Origin of the sequence: Agromyces aureus (genome assembly GCF_001660485.1) — a bacterium.
GTDB lineage: Bacteria > Actinomycetota > Actinomycetes > Actinomycetales > Microbacteriaceae > Agromyces > Agromyces aureus.
The window spans coordinates 1,852,533-1,870,274 of record NZ_CP013979.1 but is presented as its reverse complement, the minus strand read 5'-3'; the positions used below and the strand labels follow the sequence as shown (position 1 = coordinate 1,870,274).

Sequence of the window (17,742 nt, the reverse complement as noted above, 5' to 3'; positions counted from 1 at the left end):
ACGACGGATGCCGCGTGCGACCGCATTCGGGTCGCACGCGGCATCCGCGGAGCTGAGGGGCTGCCTACTCGGTGATGTCGATCTCGACGAAGACCGAGGCGTCGATCGCCTCGCGCACGCGATCGAGCACGTCGGCCGGAACCGGCGAATCGACCGTGAGCACGCTGAGCGCGCTGCCGCCGGCCTCGCGACGCGCGATCTGCATGCCAGCGATGTTGATGCCGGCCTCGCCGAACTCGCGCCCGTAGACCGCGACGATGCCCGGGCGGTCGGCGTACTCCATGACGATGTGGATGTCGGCGATCGGCACCTCGAGCTCGTAGCCGTTGATGCCGACGAGCTTCTCGACCTGCTTCGTGCCGGTCAGGGTGCCCGAGACCGAGATCTGGCGGCCGTCGGCGACGGCGCCGCTCAGGGTGATGACGTTGCGGAACTCGGCCGACTCGGCGTCGACGATGAGGCGCACGTCGATGCCGCGCTGCTCGGCGAGCAGCGGGGCGTTCACGTACGAGACGGACTCGCTCACGACGTTCGTGAAGACGCCCTTGAGCGCGGCGAGCTTCAGCACCTTGACGTCGTACTCGGAGAGCTCGCCGTGCACCTCGACGTCGAGGCTCGTGAGCGCACCCTGTGCGAGGCCGGAGAAGAGCTGGCCGAGCTTCTCGACGAGCGGGATGCCGGGGCGCACGTAGGGGTCGATGATGCCGCCCGCGACGTTGACGGCGTCGGGCACGAGTTCACCGGCGAGCGCGAGGCGCACCGACTTCGCGACGGAGACGCCCGCCTTCTCTTGCGCCTCGTCGGTCGACGCGCCGAGGTGGGGCGTGACGATCACGTTCGGCAGCGCGAGCAGCGGCGACTCGCGCGGCGGCTCGGTGACGAAGACGTCGAGGCCGGCGCCCGCGATGGTGCCCGCGACGAGCGCCTCGTGCAGCGCCTCCTCGTCGATGAGGCCGCCACGCGCGACGTTCACGATGTAGGCCGACGGCTTCATCTTCGCGAGCTGCTCGGTCGAGATCATGCCGGTCGTCTCGGGGGTCTTCGGCATGTGGATCGTGATGAAGTCGCTGCGCTCGAGCAGTTCGTCGAGCGAGACGGTCTGCACGCCGAGCTGCTGCGCACGAGCCGCCGTGATGTAGGGGTCGTACGCGATGACCTCGACGCCGAACGCCTGCAGGCGCGCGGTGATGAGCGCGCCGATGCGACCGAGGCCGATGATGCCGACGGTCTTCTCGTAGAGCTCGGTGCCGGTGTAGTGCGACCGCTTCCACTCGCCCTGCGCGAGCGCGGAGTGCGCCGCGGGGATGTGGCGCGCGAGGCTCAGGATGTGGCCGACCGTGAGCTCGGCCGCGGAGATGATGTTCGACGTCGGCGCGTTCACGACCATGACGCCGGCGGTCGTGGCCGCCTTGATGTCGACGTTGTCGAGGCCGACGCCCGCTCGGGCGATGACCTGCAGCTTGGGCGCTGCGGCGATGGCCTCGGCGTCGACCTTGGTGGCGGAGCGCACCAGGATCGCGTTGGCCTCGGAGAGCGCGGACAGCAGGGCTGCGCGGTCGGTGCCATCGACGTTGCGGACGTCGAAGTCGGGCCCGAGGGCGTCGACGGTGGCGGGCGAGAGTTCTTCGGCGATCAGCACGACCGGCTTTGACACGAACAGATCCTTCGGGTCTTGCGCGCACGAGGGCGCAGCACTGTGTTGGGTGGGATGCGCCACACGCCGTCGGGGGCGCAACCCGCTCAGCCTACTTCAGGCCGGAGGTGTGTTTCGTCCGTGTGACGACGACCGTCCGTCCTCATGCCCGGCGCGAGCCGGACACCCCGTCAGACCCCGTCAGGCGACCACGCCGCGTCAGACGACGACGCCGCCGATCTGGCCGAGCAGCACCGTCAGGCTGAGGAAGAGCGCCGCCGAGACCGCGAGTCCGGTGAAGTAGAGCGCGATGCGGGCGAGCACGCCTCGCCGGCGGCCGAGCGCGAACGCCGCGGCGAAGCACGCGAGGGGCGCCACGAGCGCGACGATCATCACGGCCCAACCGCCGCCGCTGAACGAGAGGCCGAGGCCGAGCAGCTGCACGATCGACTCCACGACCTCCCACACGTCGTAGGCGTAGAAGAGGCCGAACAGCACGGCGAGGCTCACGTCGAGCCAGGTCGGCAGCGAGCGGCCGCGGGTCGAGCCATCGGCGGCGAGGTCGGCCGCGGCATCCGTCGGCACGGGCACGCCGGGTTCGGGAGCGACGGGAACGGTGCTCATGCGGTGACCCCCAGGACGAACGGCAGCGGCGCGAGCACGAGTGCCCCGACGACGAGCCACACGAGACGCGATCGGCGACCGCCGGCCCGCATCGCGAGCGCGAACCAGCACGGGGCCGCGAGCACGGCGAGCCACAGCCCGAGCGCGTACATCGCATCGCCGACGATGCTGACGCCCGGCACCGAGGTGCGGAGCGCGGTGATGAGCCAGCCGATCGTGTAGAGCAGGTAGACGCCGGCGAGGATGCCGAGCACGACGAGCTCGACGGAGCCGGTCTGCGATGCGGGGCGAGCCGCGGCGTCGGCCGGGTCGGCGTCGGCCCGGTCGGTGTCGGCGTCGCCGGGCGCATCGGCGTCGACGGAATCGGGGGCGTCGGATGCCGCGGCGGACCCCTCGTCGGCGACCGGGGCCGCGACCGGCGGGCCGACCGTCTTCCAGCCGGGGGCGAGCGTCGGATCGTCGTCGCCCTCCCAGCGCAGGGCATCGTCGTCGGAGTCGCGCGTCATGCCGTCAAGCCTACGACGGGCGGCCGGTCAGGCCCTGCGTCCGCTCGCGCGGACGGCCGCACCTGCGCCCTCCACCGCGGCGCGCACGATCGCGGCATCCGTCACGTCGAAGCCGCCGATGCCGCCGCCGGGGCCGCTCGGCCCGCCGCGCCCGTCGTGACCGCGCGCCGACAGGTGCACCGCGTCGACGCCGGCCGCCGCGAGGTCGCCGATGTCGGTCACGCGCACGCCGCCGCCCGACATGATCTCGAGCGCGCCGCCGACCTCGGCCGCCATGCGCGCGAGCGTCGGCAGGCCGGCACGGCAGTCCACGCCGCCGCCCGACGTGAGCACCCGGCGCACGCCCCGGCCGGCGAGCGAGAGCACCGAGGCGAGCGGGTCGGCACTCGCGTCGACCGCACGGTGCACGGTGACGTCGAGGCCCTCTGCCGCGTTCAGGAACTCCGCGATCGCGTCGTCGTCGAGCGTGCCCGCATCGGTCAGCGCACCCACGACCACGCCGTCGGCGCCCAGCGATCGGGCCAGGCGGATGTCGCGCACGATCGTGTCGCGCTCGTCGGCGTCGTAGACGAATCCACCGCCGCGCGGCCGCACGAGCACGTGCACGAAGCCCGTCGCCTGCGCCTCGGCCGCCGCGGCCACGGCGGCCTCGACGAGCCCGGCCGACGGGGTCAGCCCGCCGAGCCCGAGCGCCTGGCAGAGCTCGATGCGCGCGGCACCCCCTTCGAGGGCGATGCGGACGCCAGCGGCATCCTGGACGGCGATCTCGACCTGTAGTTCGTTCGGCACCATGACACCGTAGCGGGTCGGCGGTGGTCGTACGATTCAGCGGCCGCGGAGGGCGGTGCGCGCCCGCACGAGGTCGAAGAAGGCGCCCGGATCCACGCCGGGCGGCGGAGCGGCGAGCGGCCGCCGGGCCGCCTCGCGAGCCGCTGCACGGGTCGTCGCGCGGGCGGGCGGGGTCGGCGTCGGCTCGACGGGGGCGGCTCCGTGCAGGCCGGATGCCGCGGCATCCGCCTCGAGCAGGTCGACCGCGTGAGCGGGCCCGTTCGCCGCCGCGACCGCCTCATCCTGCGCGTCCGGAGCGTCCGGAGCGTCCGGCGCCTCCCGAGCCCCCGGATCGCCCGGACCCCGTGCCGTTTCAGGGCCGGCGTCCCTCCGCGGCGACCACCCCTCGGCCGCGACGCTCCGCACGAGCGCGAGGCAGCGCCCGTCGGCCCAGCCGATGGCGATCGTCGCGCCGACCGGCACGGCGCGGGTTCGCGTGCCGTCGGCACGCACCGCCGCTGGGCGCTCCCAGGCGACCTTCACGAGCAACTCGCGCTGCGGGGCGAGGTCGGCAGGCCCGATGCGCTTGGTTGCGTCGATGCGCGGGAGCACCGTGAACGACAGGCCCGCCGGGATCCCGATCGAGCGTCGGTGCCGCCCGACGTAGTCGTAGGCGGCGTACTCCTGGTCGCGGAGGTCTTCGAGCCGCTCTGGCGGCACGTCGAGCGCCTTCGGGCGGCGGCCGTGCACGCGGTCCTCGGACGAGACGATGCCGCGGGTGACGAACCGCGTGGCGAACGCGTCGCGACGCCGTCGCACCTCGACGCTCGCCCGTCGCCCGCTCGCCGCATCGATCGCCCGATCGGCGGCGAACGCCGCCCGACCGACGTCGGCGAACCCGAGGTCGCCGGGCGGGAGGTAGTCGATGCCCCGCAGCACGAACCGGCGGAAGATGAGATGCGCGGTGCCGAGTGCCTTGTTCGCAGCCTGCGCGGCGGTAGGCCGACGCCCGTCGTCGCCCCGACGACTCCGCTCGCGCGCGAAGCGGGCCTCGAAGACGTCGCGCAGCGTGTCGTAGTAGATGGCAGAGAGCAGGGTGCTGAGCTCGTGCGGATCGGCCCGCGCGAGGTCCTCGAGGCGGCCGGTGTTCGCCAGTTCGCGGAGCGCATGCCGCTTCGCACCGCCCGGCCCCGGCTTGGCGACGCCGAACTCCTCGGCGATCGAGCTGAACGCGTTGTGCTCGTCGATGCGGTTGCGGCTGCGCGCGAGCACGCTCGATCGCAGTCGGTCGCTCTCGAGCGCCATGAGCACCGCGATCAGGTCGGCGACGGCCTCGTGGATCGCGATCGATTCGCGCGTCGGCCGATCCGAGAGCGAGGGCTGCACGGCGTCGAGCAGGGCGTGCCCGCACTCGTGGGCGACGATGTCGCGGCTGAGCGCCGTGTGCACCCGCACGCCGTCGACGCCCGTGAACGAGGAGAACTGCAGGCTGCGCGTGCGCCGGTCGTAGGCCGCGTTCGCCCGCTCCCCCGCGCGCGGCACGATCAGCAGCTGCTCGCCGCCGAACGCCCACCTCACCCGCCGACCGATCGCATCGGCGCCCTCGAACATGCGGATCGTGCGGAACGCGATGCCGAACGCGTTCACGGCGAGCGCGGCCGGCGACTCCGGGCCGTCGCCCGTGCCGTAGGTGCCGTCGAGCGCGCCCTCGCGGGTCGGTACGAAGGGAGCGGGCGGCGGCAGCGGAACACCCGTCTCGGGGTCGAAGTCGACGACGGCGAGCCGCCGGCACGCGGGGCCGTCGAGGAAACGGTCGTTCGCGTCATCCGGAAGGCGGAGCTCGCGGTTCTCGCGCGTGGGAACCCGCTCACCGCCGATCGTGCCGAGATCGGCCGAGTCGTCCTGGATGACGAGCGGCACCGTCGCGATGGGCCCTCTGCTCACCATGGGTCAGCCTCCGAGGGCCCCGCCGAGCAGGGCCTGGCCGACGGCGCCGATGCCCGCGACCGCGATGAGGGCGAGCGGCACCGGGTCGCGCCAGGCTCGCGGATGCCGCGCCTCCCACCACACCGAGAGACTCAGGGCGGCGAGCACGACGACCCCGTGACCGGGCACCATCGCGAGCATGAGCGGGCCGCAGAGGATCGCGCACCGACGCCACTCGATCGCCCCGGCACGCGCGGCCGAGCGGATGCCGCGGCGACCGCTCGGCGCCACGGGCGGCGTCTTCGCGCACGTGGTCAGGAGCCGGGCGCGCCAGGCGGACCACCGCGCGAGCGCCGCGACCGAGAGCGCGGCGAGCTGCCACCAGAGGCTGCCGACCGGGATCGCCGCGAGCTGGGCGAACGCGCCCGCGACGAGCCCGAACGACAGCCAGAGCAGCGTCGAGACGCCGACCGCGATGAGCGGGAGGCCGAGGCGCCAGCGCGGGAACGACCCCGCCGCGATGCGCCGGGCGAGCGGCACGAGCAGCGGCCACATCATCGCGACGACCATGAGCAGCCAGCCCGCGATCCACATCGGGGTGATGGCGACGGATGCCGCGGCGACCTCGGTTCCCGGCGAGCCGGTGTTCGGTGCGGCATCCGACCCGCCGTGATGCGACCGGGCCCCGAACGGTCCCGCGATGGGCAGCGCGGCGAGGAGCAGCACCGCCCAGGCGAGGCCCGAGGCGATCGGGAGCGCATCGCCGACGCCGAAGCCTGCGCCGGCCCGTCGACGCCGACGCCTGCGCGCGCCGGACTGCGCGCCGCGGGTGGCCGGCGCGCCCGGCGGGCGGTGCGTCTGCAGGGTCACGGCGTCTGCACGTAGACGGTGACCTGCGCGACCTGGATCGCGCGGTCGTCGGCGCGGTCGTCGCCGCCGTCATCGTCGGGGTCTCCTGCGTCGTCGTCGCCGTCACCGCCGGGCTCGGGCTCGGGCTCGGCCGCGGGCAGCAGCCGCACCGTGAGCGCCCCGCCCGCCCAGCCCTCGGCGAGCAGGTCGGGCAGCACGGGCGACGCATCGACGAGGTAGTTGCGCACCTCGTCGTCGGGCGTGCCCGCGAGACCGAAGGTCGAGAACCCCCGCACCAGGTGGGCTTCGGCATCCGGCGCCGAACGGATCTCGACGTCGTACGCCGCGTGCGGATCGTGCGCGGTCGCCCCGGCGAGCTCGAGCATGAGCCGGGTGGGGGCGGCCTCGTCGAGCCCGAGCCCGCCACCCTCGAACGGGATCTCCCGCTCCTCGCCCGACGCGAGATCGAACGTCGCCGCCACGGGCTGCCACTTCGGTGCCTCGTCCAAACCGAGTCCCCCTCCACTCGCCTCGATGATCGCGGCACGGCGCTCGGCGACCAGGTCGGCGAGCGGGTCTGCGAGCACGATCGACTCGTACTCGTAGTCCATCGCCTCGTCGGCGAGGTCCTCGACCGCCGCCATCGCATAGGTCTTCGGGCGCTGTTCGTCGCCGAACCAGAACGTCGAGGAATCCCACGCCGACACGAGCTCGGGCGGCGTGCCAGCGGCATCCGTCAACCGGATCGACCCGTCGAGCGAGAGCCACACCTCCCACAGGCGATCGATGTTCGCGTGGTGCAGCCAGAACACGGGGTCGCGCCCGGCCGTCGCGGGCGAGCGCATGACCCCGCCGATGGCCATGTGCACGTAGTTGTGCGGGCGGTCCTCGACCGTGCCGAAGAACTGGTCGGGCAGCGCGCCGCCGAAACCGGGCTCGCGTTCGAGCAGGTAGTTCGGCTGCGCGAGGGCCTCGACGATGTCGGCGCTGTCGACCGGGATCGGCTGCGACGAGCGCGCCGGCGAGAACAGCGGGTTGTCGACGAGCACCCCGTCGACCGTGCGCTGCTCGACCTGGAACTCGACGGGCAGCCGTCGCGACGAACCGGGTGCCGAGTAGTCCCAGTAGGGCAGAGCCCAGTCGTCGTCGCCCGACGCGTCACGGATGTGCTGCTCGAACCAGGCGAGGTAGGCACGATGCCACGGCAGGAAGAACAGCGACGCGTGCGTGCACTGCGCCCACGCCGCGCGTCGCGGCGTGAACTGGTCGATGCCGTGCGTGTTCGCCGCCCACATCCACGATTCGGGCGTCGGTGGGCCGGCCTCGTCGAGCGCCTTCATGGCCTCGACGCCGCGCGCGTAGGCGTCGAGGATCGGGTGCCACTCGCCGGCCATCGCGGTGGCCCGATCGCCCACCGTGAGCCCTGAAACATCCCTGCGAACGCGCATGACGACCCCCTCGGTGCCCCTCCGTGCGGCAGGGCGCGCCCTGTCTACCACCGGGGACCCACCGCGTCCAGAGTGCGGACGGCACACTTCTCGCCACACCGCGCACAGCGCGGAACACCGCGGGTCCGGGCGCCGCACCGGGCTTCGCGGCCGCCGCGATCAGCGCTCGACCAGCACGGTCTCGGTCGCGACGAGCTTCGGGTACTGGAACGACACTTCGACCGCGAAGTCGTCGTCCTCGGCGGTGTAGCGCTCCTGCAGTCCGTCGGCGAGGATCCGCCACGGGCGCGAGTTCGTCGGCGTGCCCTCGGATCCGTCCTCCGGGCGGAACTGCTCGTAGTCGTACGGGAAGCTCGCCGCCGCGTCGAGCGTCGACGAGATCGTGTCGACCGAGATCGTGCCGCCGCCGAGATCGAGCTGCAGCAGGCGCTGGAAGCCCGTGGCGCGTTCGCCCGTGTGCGTTCGGAACTCCTGGTAGTCGGCGAGCAGTTCGACGACCGTGTGCCCCGGCAGTCCGCCCGCGTCCTCGGTCACGATCCGCCCGAGGCCGTGGAAGTGCCCCGAGAGCACCGCGACGACGTTGCGGTTCGGCGCGATCACCCGCTCCCAGAGCTCGCCGCCCCGCGAGAGCCAGCGCGACCCGGTCGAACGCCCGGCCGCGACATCCGCGAGCTTCGGCGTCACGTGCTCGTGCGTCGAGACGATCACGTTGTGGCCCGGGTGCGAGGCGACGACCTGCTCGGCCCACGCGAGCTCGCGGTCGCCGTAGGCGTAGGGCAGCGAGAGCATCAGGAAGCCGGCGCCCGCCTGCTCGAAGGTGCTGAAGTTCGCGCTGTTGTCGTCGGGCGCGATCGAGCCCGCATACCAGGGCCGGTCGGCGTACCGCTCGGGGCCGAAGTACTCGTTGAACAGGGCGTTGCTCGCGCCGCGCTTGTTGTCGTGGTTGCCGGGCAGCACGCTGTTCGGCACGCCCGCGTCATCGAGCACGGCCTGCATGGTCGACGCGACCTCGAACTCGCGACGCGCGCGATCCTCCTGCTGACCGGGGTCGACCCAGTTCTGCACGAGGTCGCCGGTGTGCGTGGCGAACGCGATCCTGCGGGTGTCGGCGTTCGCCGCGATCCACCCGACGACGTCGGCGTACACCTCGGGGTAGGCCTCGCTGAGGTACTGCGTGTCGGTGATGTGGCTGATCGCGAGGTCGTAGTCGGCGGGGTCCTCGAACTCGCCGTCGGCCCCGTGCGGTGCTGATTCCGTTCGCTTCGCCGCACTCTGCACGAGCAGTTCGACCCGGTTGCCGGATGCCTCGGACGGGCGCACGCGGCCCGCGAGCGTCAGCGGCTCGCCGTCGACCCCCGAACGGGCGTCGAGCCGTCGCCAGGCGTTCGCCGCGGCATCCCGGACCGAGAGCACGAGTTCGGATCTGCCGGCGCCGCGGCCGGTCCACGACACGGCGCCGCCGTCGACGAGGCCGGTGCCGCTCGTGTCGAGCACGAAGCGCACGTACGGGAGGGCGAACGCGTCGTCGGACGCGGTGAGCGCGGTCGGCCCGCCGACCGCACCGCCCGGTGCGCCGTTCGGTGCGCCGTCGACCGTGCCGTCGACCGCCCCGTCGGGTGCGCCGTCGGGTGCGCCGCTCGGTGCGAGCGGCACCTCGCCCGGCGCCCGATGCTCGACGAGCGGGCCGCCCTCGGTCGCGCCCCGCGCCGCCTCGACCACGACCGCGGCAACGCCGTCGCGGGCGATCCGTCGGGATCGCGTCGACCCGTCGTCGGCGACCGTGCGCGCGAGCTGCACGGCGGCGTGTTCGCGTTCGCGGCGCAGCTCGGCCGCGAGCCTCGTCGTGGCCCGCTGTGCGATCGCCTCGACGTCGGTCCACTCGGCCCGGTCGAGCACGCCGGGCGTCGCCGCTCGCACGACGAAGTCGTCGGCATCCGAGCCCGTGAACCGGCTGCGCTGATAGGTCTCGCCGCGCAGCCGATCGGGCTGGAACGTCGTCAGCGAGACGCCCTTCGTGCACGGGCTCAGGCGCTCGTCGGGCTGGTCCATCTCGTTCGCCAGGTACACACCGAGGCTGTCGACCCTGCGTCCGCCGGCGTCCTCGACCCAGACTCCCGTGCCGAGGAAGTCGAACGGGGTCGAGAACCGTGCATCGGCGGAGGCCGCGGCAGCCGTGCCCTCGAGTGCCGCGACCCAGGCCGCGCCAGGTGCGAGCCGCGTGCCTCGCTCGATCGTGAGCAGCGTCGCCTGCTCGCGCGCACCGTCCACGCCGCACTGCATGAGCCGCCACCCACCGAGGTCGACGGGCTCGTCGCCGTAGTTGCCGAGCTCCACGAAGTGCTGCGGTTCCGCACCCTCGAGCGTGCGCGGGTCGTCGGCGAGCTCGCTCACGGCGACTCCGACACGCTCCGCGTAGGCGAACGCCGTGCCGAACACGCTCCGATCGACCCGGGCGTTCGGCGCCCCCGGCGTGCGCGGGGCGATGAGGAACTCCGCGTCGCCGGTGACCGTGCCGTCCACGCGCTGCCACGACTCCGCCGCGCGCGCGTCCAGCACCGAGGCCAGCTTCGCCGTGCCGCTCTGGCAGGCCGTGTCGGGCCCGTTCGACACGCTCACCTGGTCGATGCGGCGGCCTGCGGCATCCGTCACCAGCACGCCGAAGGTCGTGTCGGCGAGGCTCGTCGCCGCCCTGGCATCGGGCTCGCGCTCGCCCGCCCGCGGCTCGAACCCCGGGCCGCCCAGCACGAACCGCTCGCCCGCCACGAGGCTGCGCCCCTCGGGGAACGTGAACTGCCTCGTCTCGGGCGAGGCCGTGCCGGCCGCCGTGCAGCGGTAGACCGACCACCCGCCGACCTCGACCGTCGCATCGCCCGCGTTGCGCAGTTCGACGAGGTCGTCGCCCGAGCCGGCGGGTCCCGCTGCGGCGACCTCGTCGATGCGAACGGATGCCGTGGGCGGCCGCTCGACCGCCCGCGTCGCGTTCGGTGCACCCGGCGTCGCCTCGGCGCGCACGAAGTCCGCGGCGACGTCGCCCGTCGTCGCGACCCGCTGCCAGCTCTCGCCCACCGCGGAGACGAACGCGAGCGCCTCCGGCAGATTCACGCCCTCGGTGCACTCGCTCGCCACCGGATTCGGCTCGCTCGGGTACACGCCGACCGCATCGACTCGTGCGCCGTCGGCATCGACGACCACGAGCCCGAACCCGCCGCGGTCGTAGGGCTGGGTGAACCGCGCATCCGCGATGCGCCCGTCGGTCAGCACGGCACCGACGCGCGCGACGGTGAAGCGTTGGCCGGGGCGCAGCACCACGCCGTCGAGGGGGGCCTCCGGCCGGCCGACATTCGCCCGAAGGCCCTCGGCGCTGCACCGGAACACGTTCCAGCCGCTGAGGTCGACCTCCGCGTCGCCCGTGTTGCGGAGCTCGAAGAAGCTGAAGGCGCCGTCGTGGCCGTCGCCGTTCGCGAGTTCGTCGATGACGATGCCGGATGCCGCGCCCGCCGTGCGCCCGACCGCCGGCCGGCCTTGCGCGGCCTCCGAAGCCTCTGAGACCTGCGGCGGCATCACCGCCGCGAGCAGTGCGGCGATCAGGAAACCGACGACCGGAGCCGTCGACCACGTGTGAACCGTTCGAACCGGGGCTGTTCCGCGTCGCACGATTCCACGTTCGCCGCCGCGGATGAACGAGCGGCGACGCGCACCGAAGGCCCGCGTGAACGCCCGACGACGTCACGGAACGAGGCGACGCCGGTCACGCCCCTGCCGATGCCGCCCCTGCCGACTCCATCCGTGCCCGTGCGTCGGGTACCGACGCCTCCCGCGCCGACGGCGTGGTCAGGCCTCCACCGGGATGCCGAGATCCCGCACGAGGTAGATCCACGGGAAGGCGCGGCATCCCACCTGCCAGCCGTCGGCCCCGTCGGCCACCGGCGCCGACCGCCAGAGCACCCGCCGGTGCTCCCACTGGGTCCCGGTGTACACCATGCGGTGCGCGAGCATGCCGGCTTCGACCGTGCGCCATCCGGCGCGACCCGCGGCCTCGAGCTCGACCATCTCGTCGAACGCCGTCACCGGCCCGAGCCAGCGCTCGGCCGCGCCCCTCGGCGCCTCGACGCTCCCGAACCGCTGTTGCGCGGCCTGGCGGGTCATGCCGAGTTCTGCGCCGATGACCGACCAGCTGGCACCCCCCGCACGCGCGGCCTCGACCGAGCGCTGCAGGATGCCGCGGACCTCCGCGTCGGCCCGCGCGCTCGCGGCGATCAACGAGCGGTGGGCGTCGAGGGAGAGCGTCTCTGCGGCCCCGACCCCCGCGTCGTCGAGGACCGCACGACTGATGGCGTCGGCGAGATCGCTCACTCGGCGTCCCGACTCGGCAGCCACGTCGCACGCGAACCGCCACGACGGATGCCGTTCGCATAGCCCCACAGGTAGGCGCCGACGACGACGAGCCCGATGCCCGCACCGAGCGCCATGCCGCCGACGAACCCGCCCCAGTCCATCACGAGACCGCAGAGGGTGACGATCGCGCCGAGGACGATCGCGGTGACGGAGGCTCCGGCGAGACGACGAACGGCGGTATCGGACTTGGCTGACTGGTTCATTCTGTCAACGTATCGTTGACGCTCCTTGCTGTCAACCAATTCTTGACGTTGCACACGGCGGTGTCGCGCCGAGGTCTCGCGCCGACGTCTGCGGTGCACGGTGATCACGGCGAAGAACGGTCGCCGGTCAGCGCCCGGTGCATGCCCGCGACGCCGAACGGCGGGGCCGGCCGAAGCCGACCCCGCCGTCGCGGGTGGTGCTGGAGGACTCGCGTCAGCGAAGGCCTGCTCGGGTCAGCGAGCGACCTCGCCGTCGACGTAGTCGTCGTCGCCCGACGAGTTCCAGGCGAAGAGCTTGCGCAGCTCGCGACCGGTGGTCTCGATGGGGTGCTGCTCGCCCTTGGCGCGGAGCTCGAGGAACTCCTTCTGGCCGTTGTCCTGGTCGGCGATGAAGCGCGTGGCGAAGGTGCCGTCCTGGATGTCGGCGAGCACCGCCTTCATGTTCTCCTTGACCGACGGGTCGATGACGCGGGGGCCCGAGACGTAGTCGCCGTACTCGGCCGTGTCGGAGACCGACCAGCGCTGCTTGGCGATGCCGCCCTCCCACATGAGGTCGACGATGAGCTTCAGCTCGTGGAGCACCTCGAAGTAGGCGATCTCGGGCTGGTAGCCGGCCTCGACGAGGGTCTCGAAGCCGTACTGCACGAGCTGCGAGGTGCCGCCGCAGAGCACGGACTGTTCGCCGAACAGGTCGGTCTCGGTCTCTTCGGTGAACGTCGTCTTGATGACGCCGGCGCGCGTGCCGCCGATGCCCTTGGCGTAGGACTTCGCGATGTCCCAGGCCTGGCCCGAGGCGTCCTGCTCGACGGCGATGATGTCGGGGATGCCACGGCCGGCGACGAACTCGCGACGCACGGTGTGTCCGGGGGCCTTCGGCGCAACGAGGATCACGTCGACGCCCGCGGGGGCCTCGATGTAGCCGAAGCGGATGTTGAAGCCGTGGCCGAAGACGAGCACGTCGCCCTCGGACAGGTTGTCCTTGATCGAGTCAGCGAAGATGTGGCGCTGGTACTGGTCGGGCGCGAGGATGACGACGACGTCGGCCCACGCGGCGGCGTCGGCGACGTTCTTGACCTCGAAACCGGCCTCTTCGGCCTTCTGGATCGACTTCGAGCCGTCCTTGAGGCCGATGACGACCTCGACGCCCGAGTCGCGCAGGTTCTGCGCGTGCGCGTGGCCCTGCGAGCCGTAACCGACGACGGCGACCTTGCGACCCTGGATGATCGAGAGGTCCGCGTCCTGGTCGTAGTACATCTCAGCCATTGCTGTTCTTCTCCTTGGTATGGGGTTCGGTGACGGATGTCGCGGCTCGCGCCGCGGCATCCGATTCAGTTCTTGAAGACGCGTTCGGTGATCGACTTGCCGCCGCGCCCGATGGCCAGCAGGCCGGACTGGGCGATCTCGCGGATGCCGTAGGGCTCGAGCACCCTGAGGAACGCGGTGGTCTTGCCCGAGTCACCGGTGACCTCGATCACGAGCGCGTCGGTCGAGACGTCGACGACGCGGGCGCGGAAGAGGTTGACGGCCTCGAGCACCTGCGAGCGGGTCGAGTTGTCGACGCGCACCTTGATCAGCAGGTGCTCGCGTTGCACCGACTGGGCGGGGTCGAGCTCGACGATCTTGATGACGTTGATGAGCTTGTTGAGCTGCTTCGTCACCTGCTCGAGCGGCAGTTCCTCGACGTCGACCACGACCGTGATGCGGGACAGGCCGGCGATCTCGGAGTGTCCGACGGCGAGCGACTCGATGTTGAAACCGCGACGCGCGAAGAGTCCGGCGACGCGCGTGAGCAGACCGGGCTTGTCCTCGACGAGGAGCGAGAGCACGTGGGTCGACATGGTCAGTCCTCCTCGCTGAAGGCCGGCGAGTGATCGCGGGCGTACTGGATGTAGCTGTTCGACACGCCCTGCGGCACCATCGGCCACACCATGGCGTCGGCCGAGACGACGAAGTCGATCACGACGGGCCGGTCGTTGGTCTCGAGCGCGAGCTTGATGGCCGCGTCGATCTCGTCTTCCTTCGTCACGCGGATGCCGAGCGCGCCGTAGGCCTCGGCCAGCTTGACGAAGTCGGGCACGCGAACGCTGTCGTGCCCCGTGTTCAGGTCGGTGTTCGAGTAGCGGCCGTCGTAGAAGAGCGTCTGCCACTGCCGCACCATGCCGAGCGACGAGTTGTTGATGATCGCGACCTTGATCGGGATGTCGTTCAGGGTGCACGTCGCGAGCTCCTGATTCGTCATCTGGAAGCAGCCGTCGCCATCGATCGCCCACACCGTGCGGTGCGGTTCGGCGACCTTGGCGCCCATCGCGGCCGGGACCGCGTAGCCCATGGTGCCGGCGCCGCCGGAGTTCAGCCACGAGTTCGGACGCTCGTACTTGATGAACTGCGCGGCCCACATCTGGTGCTGGCCGACGCCCGCGGCGTAGATGCCCTCGGGTCCGGTGAGCTGGCCGATGCGCTGGATCACCTGCTGGGGTGCCAGCAGCCCGTCGGAGGTCGGCGCGAACCCGAGCGGGAACTCCGCGCGGAGGCCGTCGAGCGTCGCCCACCACTCGCTGATGTCGGGCGTGACGGTGGCGACCTGCTCGGTGTACGCGGCGCGCAGGTCGACGAGGACGTCCTTCAGGTCGCCCACGATCGGCACGTCGGCGACGCGGATCTTGGAGATCTCGGCGGGATCGATGTCGACGTGCACGACCTTGGCGTTCGGCGCGAAGAGCGCCGACTTGCCGGTCACGCGGTCGTCGAAGCGCGCGCCGAGCGCGATCAGCAGGTCGGACTCCTGCAGCGCGATCACGGCCGGGACCGTGCCGTGCATGCCGGGCATGCCGAGGTGCTGCTGGTGCGAATCGGGGAATGCGCCGCGCGCCATGAGGGTCGTCACGACGGGTGCACCGGTGGCCTCGGCGAGCTGGAGGAGCTCTTCGGAGGCACGCGAGCGGATGACGCCGCCGCCGACGTAGAGCACGGGGCGCTTGGCCTCGGCGAGCAGCTGGGCCGCAGCCGTGACCTGCTTGCCGTGCGCCTTCGTGATCGGACGGTAGCCGGGCAGGTCGATCTTCGGCGGCCAGGAGAAGTTGAACAGCGCCTGCTGGGCGTCCTTCGTGATGTCGACGAGCACGGGCCCCGGGCGGCCGGTCGAGGCGATGTGCGCGGCGGCCGCGATCGTGGCCGGGATCTCCTCGGCCTTCTTCACGAGGAAGGAGTGCTTCGTGATCGGCATCGTGATGCCGACGATGTCGGCTTCCTGGAACGCGTCGGTGCCCATGAGGTTCGAGAACACCTGGCCGGTGATCGCGAGCAGCGGCACCGAGTCCATGTGGGCGTCGGCGATCGCGGTGACGAGGTTCGTCGCACCGGGGCCGGAGGTCGCGATCGCGACGCCGAGCTTGCCGGTGGAGGACGCGTAGCCCTGGGCGGCGTGGCCGGCGCCCTGCTCGTGACGCACGAGGATGTGGCGCAGCTTCTTGCTGTCGAGCAGCGGGTCGTAGACGGGGAGGATGGCGCCGCCGGGAAGTCCGAACACGTCGGTGATGCCGAGCATCTCGAGCGAACGGACGACGCCCTCGGCGCCGGTGATCTCCACCGGCGCGTGCGGGGGCACGAGATTGGGCGACGGCACGGGACTGGATTCCGTGGTCATTCGGTTCCTGTTCTGGTGAGCGGGGTGAGCGGAGAACGCCGTACTCAGCCCGTCGTGGCGCCTTCAGCGGCCGAGCGCACGAGCTTGGAGTACTTCGCGAGAACGCCTCGGGTGTAGCGCGGGGGAAGCGGAGCCCAGCCTTCACGGCGGGCAGCCAGCTCGGCATCATCGACAAGTAGATCGATGGAACGAGCTGCGATATCGACCCGTATCAGATCACCATCGCGCACGAAGGCGATGGGACCTGCGTCCACCGCTTCGGGTGCCAGATGGCCGATGCACAGTCCGGTTGTGCCGCCTGAGAATCGACCGTCCGTCAAGAGTAGTACATCTTTGCCGAGGCCGGCGCCCTTGATGGCGGCCGTGATGGCGAGCATCTCGCGCATGCCGGGGCCGCCCTTGGGACCTTCGTAGCGGATGACGACGACGTCGCCGGCCTTGATCTCGCCCGCGGTCAGGGCGTCCATCGCGGCGCGCTCGCGCTCGAACACGCGGGCGGGGCCCTCGAAGGTGGCCGCATCGAAGCCGGCCGTCTTCACGACCGCACCCTCCGGTGCGAGCGAGCCGTGCAGGATCGTGAGGCCGCCGGTCTCGTGGATCGGGTTGTCGAGCGTGCGCAGCACCTCGCCGTCGAGCGGCGGGAGGTTCAGCGCCTCGAGGTTCTCGGCCATGGTCTTGCCGGTGACGGTCATGACGTCGCCGTGCAGCAGGCCCGCGTCGAGCAGGGCCTTCATGAGCACGGGCACGCCGCCGCGACGGTCGACGTCGTTCATGACGTACTTGCCGAAGGGCTTCAGGTCGCCGATGTGCGGCACCTTGGCACCGATGCGGTTGAAATCGTCGAGCGTGAGGTCGACCTCGGCCTCGCGCGCGATCGCGAGCAGGTGCAGCACGATGTTCGTCGAACCGCCGAGCGCCATGCCCACGGCGATGGCGTTCTCGAACGCCTTCTTCGTGAGGATCTGCCGCGCGGTGATGCCGTGCTTCAGCAGGTTGACGACGGCCTCGCCCGAGCGGTGGGCGTAGTAGTCGCGGCGGCGGTCGGCGGAGGCCGGCGACGCCGAGCCCGGCAGCGAGAGGCCGAGGGCCTCGGCGACCGAGGCCATCGTGTTCGCGGTGTACATGCCGCCGCAGGCACCCTCGCCGGGCGCGAAGGCGCACTCGATGCGGTGCGCGTCCTCGGCGCTCATGGTGCCGGCCTTGACGGCGCCGACGGCCTCGAACGAGTCGATGATGGTGATGTCCTTCTCGGTGCCGTCGGACAGGCGGACCCATCCGGGGGCGATCGAGCCGGCGTAGAGGAAGACGGACGAGAGGTCGAGGCGGGCCGCGGCCATGAGCATGCCGGGGATCGACTTGTCGCAGCCGGCGAGCAGCACCGAGCCGTCGAGGCGCTCGGCCTGCATGACGACCTCGACCGAGTCGGCGATGACCTCGCGGGAGACGAGGGAGAAGTGCATGCCCTCGTGGCCCATGGAGATGCCGTCGGAGACGGAGACGGTGCCGAACTGCAGCGGGTAGCCGCCACCGCCGTGCACGCCCTCCTTCGCGGCCTGCGCGAGGCGGGCGAGCGAGAGGTTGCACGGCGTGATCTCGTTCCACGAGCTCGCGATGCCGATCTGGGGCTTGTCCCAGTCGGCATCCCCCATGCCGACTGCTCGGAGCATGCCCCGGCTGGTCATGGCCTCGATGCCATCGGTTACGGTGCGACTACGCGGTTTGGGATCGAACTCCGACATGACGAGAA

At 71.9% G+C, this 17,742-nt stretch carries 14 protein-coding genes; all 14 read right to left on the bottom strand.

All coding sequences use genetic code 11. The features are described 5' to 3' along the window. Positions 1-64: 64 nt before the first annotated feature. On the bottom strand, positions 65-1,654 hold the full coding sequence (gene serA / locus ATC03_RS08105) for a phosphoglycerate dehydrogenase (protein ID WP_067875380.1): 1,590 nt from the start codon (positions 1,652-1,654) through the stop codon (positions 65-67). Positions 1,655-1,852: 198 nt separating this feature from the next. Continuing rightward, complete coding sequence (locus ATC03_RS08100) at positions 1,853-2,257, bottom strand: hypothetical protein (RefSeq protein WP_084003387.1); 405 nt, start codon at positions 2,255-2,257, stop codon at positions 1,853-1,855. After that, complete coding sequence (locus tag ATC03_RS08095; RefSeq protein WP_067875377.1) at positions 2,254-2,763, bottom strand: hypothetical protein; 510 nt, start codon at positions 2,761-2,763, stop codon at positions 2,254-2,256. The genes ATC03_RS08100 and ATC03_RS08095 overlap by 4 nt, the downstream gene beginning before the upstream one ends. Before the next feature lie 27 nt (positions 2,764-2,790). Next, positions 2,791-3,555 (bottom strand): copper homeostasis protein CutC, encoded by a 765-nt coding sequence (locus ATC03_RS08090; protein ID WP_067875374.1) that lies wholly within the window; start codon positions 3,553-3,555, stop codon positions 2,791-2,793. Between the two features lie 33 nt (positions 3,556-3,588). Continuing rightward, entirely contained in the window at positions 3,589-5,478 is a 1,890-nt protein-coding gene (locus tag ATC03_RS08085) for a gluzincin family metallopeptidase (RefSeq protein ID WP_067875371.1), read from the bottom strand. Positions 5,479-5,481: 3 nt separating this feature from the next. Next, the gene (locus ATC03_RS08080) at positions 5,482-6,327 is read right to left on the bottom strand and encodes a copper chaperone (RefSeq protein WP_067875367.1); all 846 of its coding nucleotides are present in this window, start codon (positions 6,325-6,327) and stop codon (positions 5,482-5,484) included. Next, positions 6,324-7,754, bottom strand: coding sequence for a tyrosinase family protein (locus tag ATC03_RS08075; RefSeq protein ID WP_084003386.1), 1,431 nt, complete (start codon positions 7,752-7,754; stop codon positions 6,324-6,326). The genes ATC03_RS08080 and ATC03_RS08075 overlap by 4 nt, the downstream gene beginning before the upstream one ends. Positions 7,755-7,913: 159 nt before the next feature. After that, the gene (locus tag ATC03_RS08070; protein ID WP_067875363.1) at positions 7,914-11,408 is read right to left on the bottom strand and encodes a lamin tail domain-containing metallophosphoesterase family protein; all 3,495 of its coding nucleotides are present in this window, start codon (positions 11,406-11,408) and stop codon (positions 7,914-7,916) included. 177 nt (positions 11,409-11,585) lie between these two features. Further along, positions 11,586-12,107, bottom strand: a complete 522-nt coding sequence (locus ATC03_RS08065) for a hypothetical protein (protein WP_067875359.1) — start codon at positions 12,105-12,107, stop codon at positions 11,586-11,588. Then, complete coding sequence (locus ATC03_RS08060; RefSeq protein ID WP_067875356.1) at positions 12,104-12,352, bottom strand: hypothetical protein; 249 nt, start codon at positions 12,350-12,352, stop codon at positions 12,104-12,106. The genes ATC03_RS08065 and ATC03_RS08060 overlap by 4 nt, the downstream gene beginning before the upstream one ends. A 234-nt stretch (positions 12,353-12,586) precedes the next feature. Next, positions 12,587-13,615, bottom strand: coding sequence for a ketol-acid reductoisomerase (gene ilvC / locus ATC03_RS08055; protein WP_067875353.1), 1,029 nt, complete (start codon positions 13,613-13,615; stop codon positions 12,587-12,589). A gap of 65 nt (positions 13,616-13,680) precedes the next feature. Beyond that, on the bottom strand, positions 13,681-14,190 hold the full coding sequence (ilvN, locus tag ATC03_RS08050) for an acetolactate synthase small subunit (RefSeq protein ID WP_067875349.1): 510 nt from the start codon (positions 14,188-14,190) through the stop codon (positions 13,681-13,683). Between the two features lie 2 nt (positions 14,191-14,192). After that, entirely contained in the window at positions 14,193-15,995 is a 1,803-nt protein-coding gene (locus ATC03_RS08045; RefSeq protein ID WP_067875347.1) for an acetolactate synthase large subunit, read from the bottom strand. A gap of 44 nt (positions 15,996-16,039) precedes the next feature. Further along, on the bottom strand, positions 16,040-17,734 hold the full coding sequence (ilvD, locus tag ATC03_RS08040) for a dihydroxy-acid dehydratase (RefSeq protein WP_067875344.1): 1,695 nt from the start codon (positions 17,732-17,734) through the stop codon (positions 16,040-16,042). Positions 17,735-17,742: the final 8 nt, after the last annotated feature.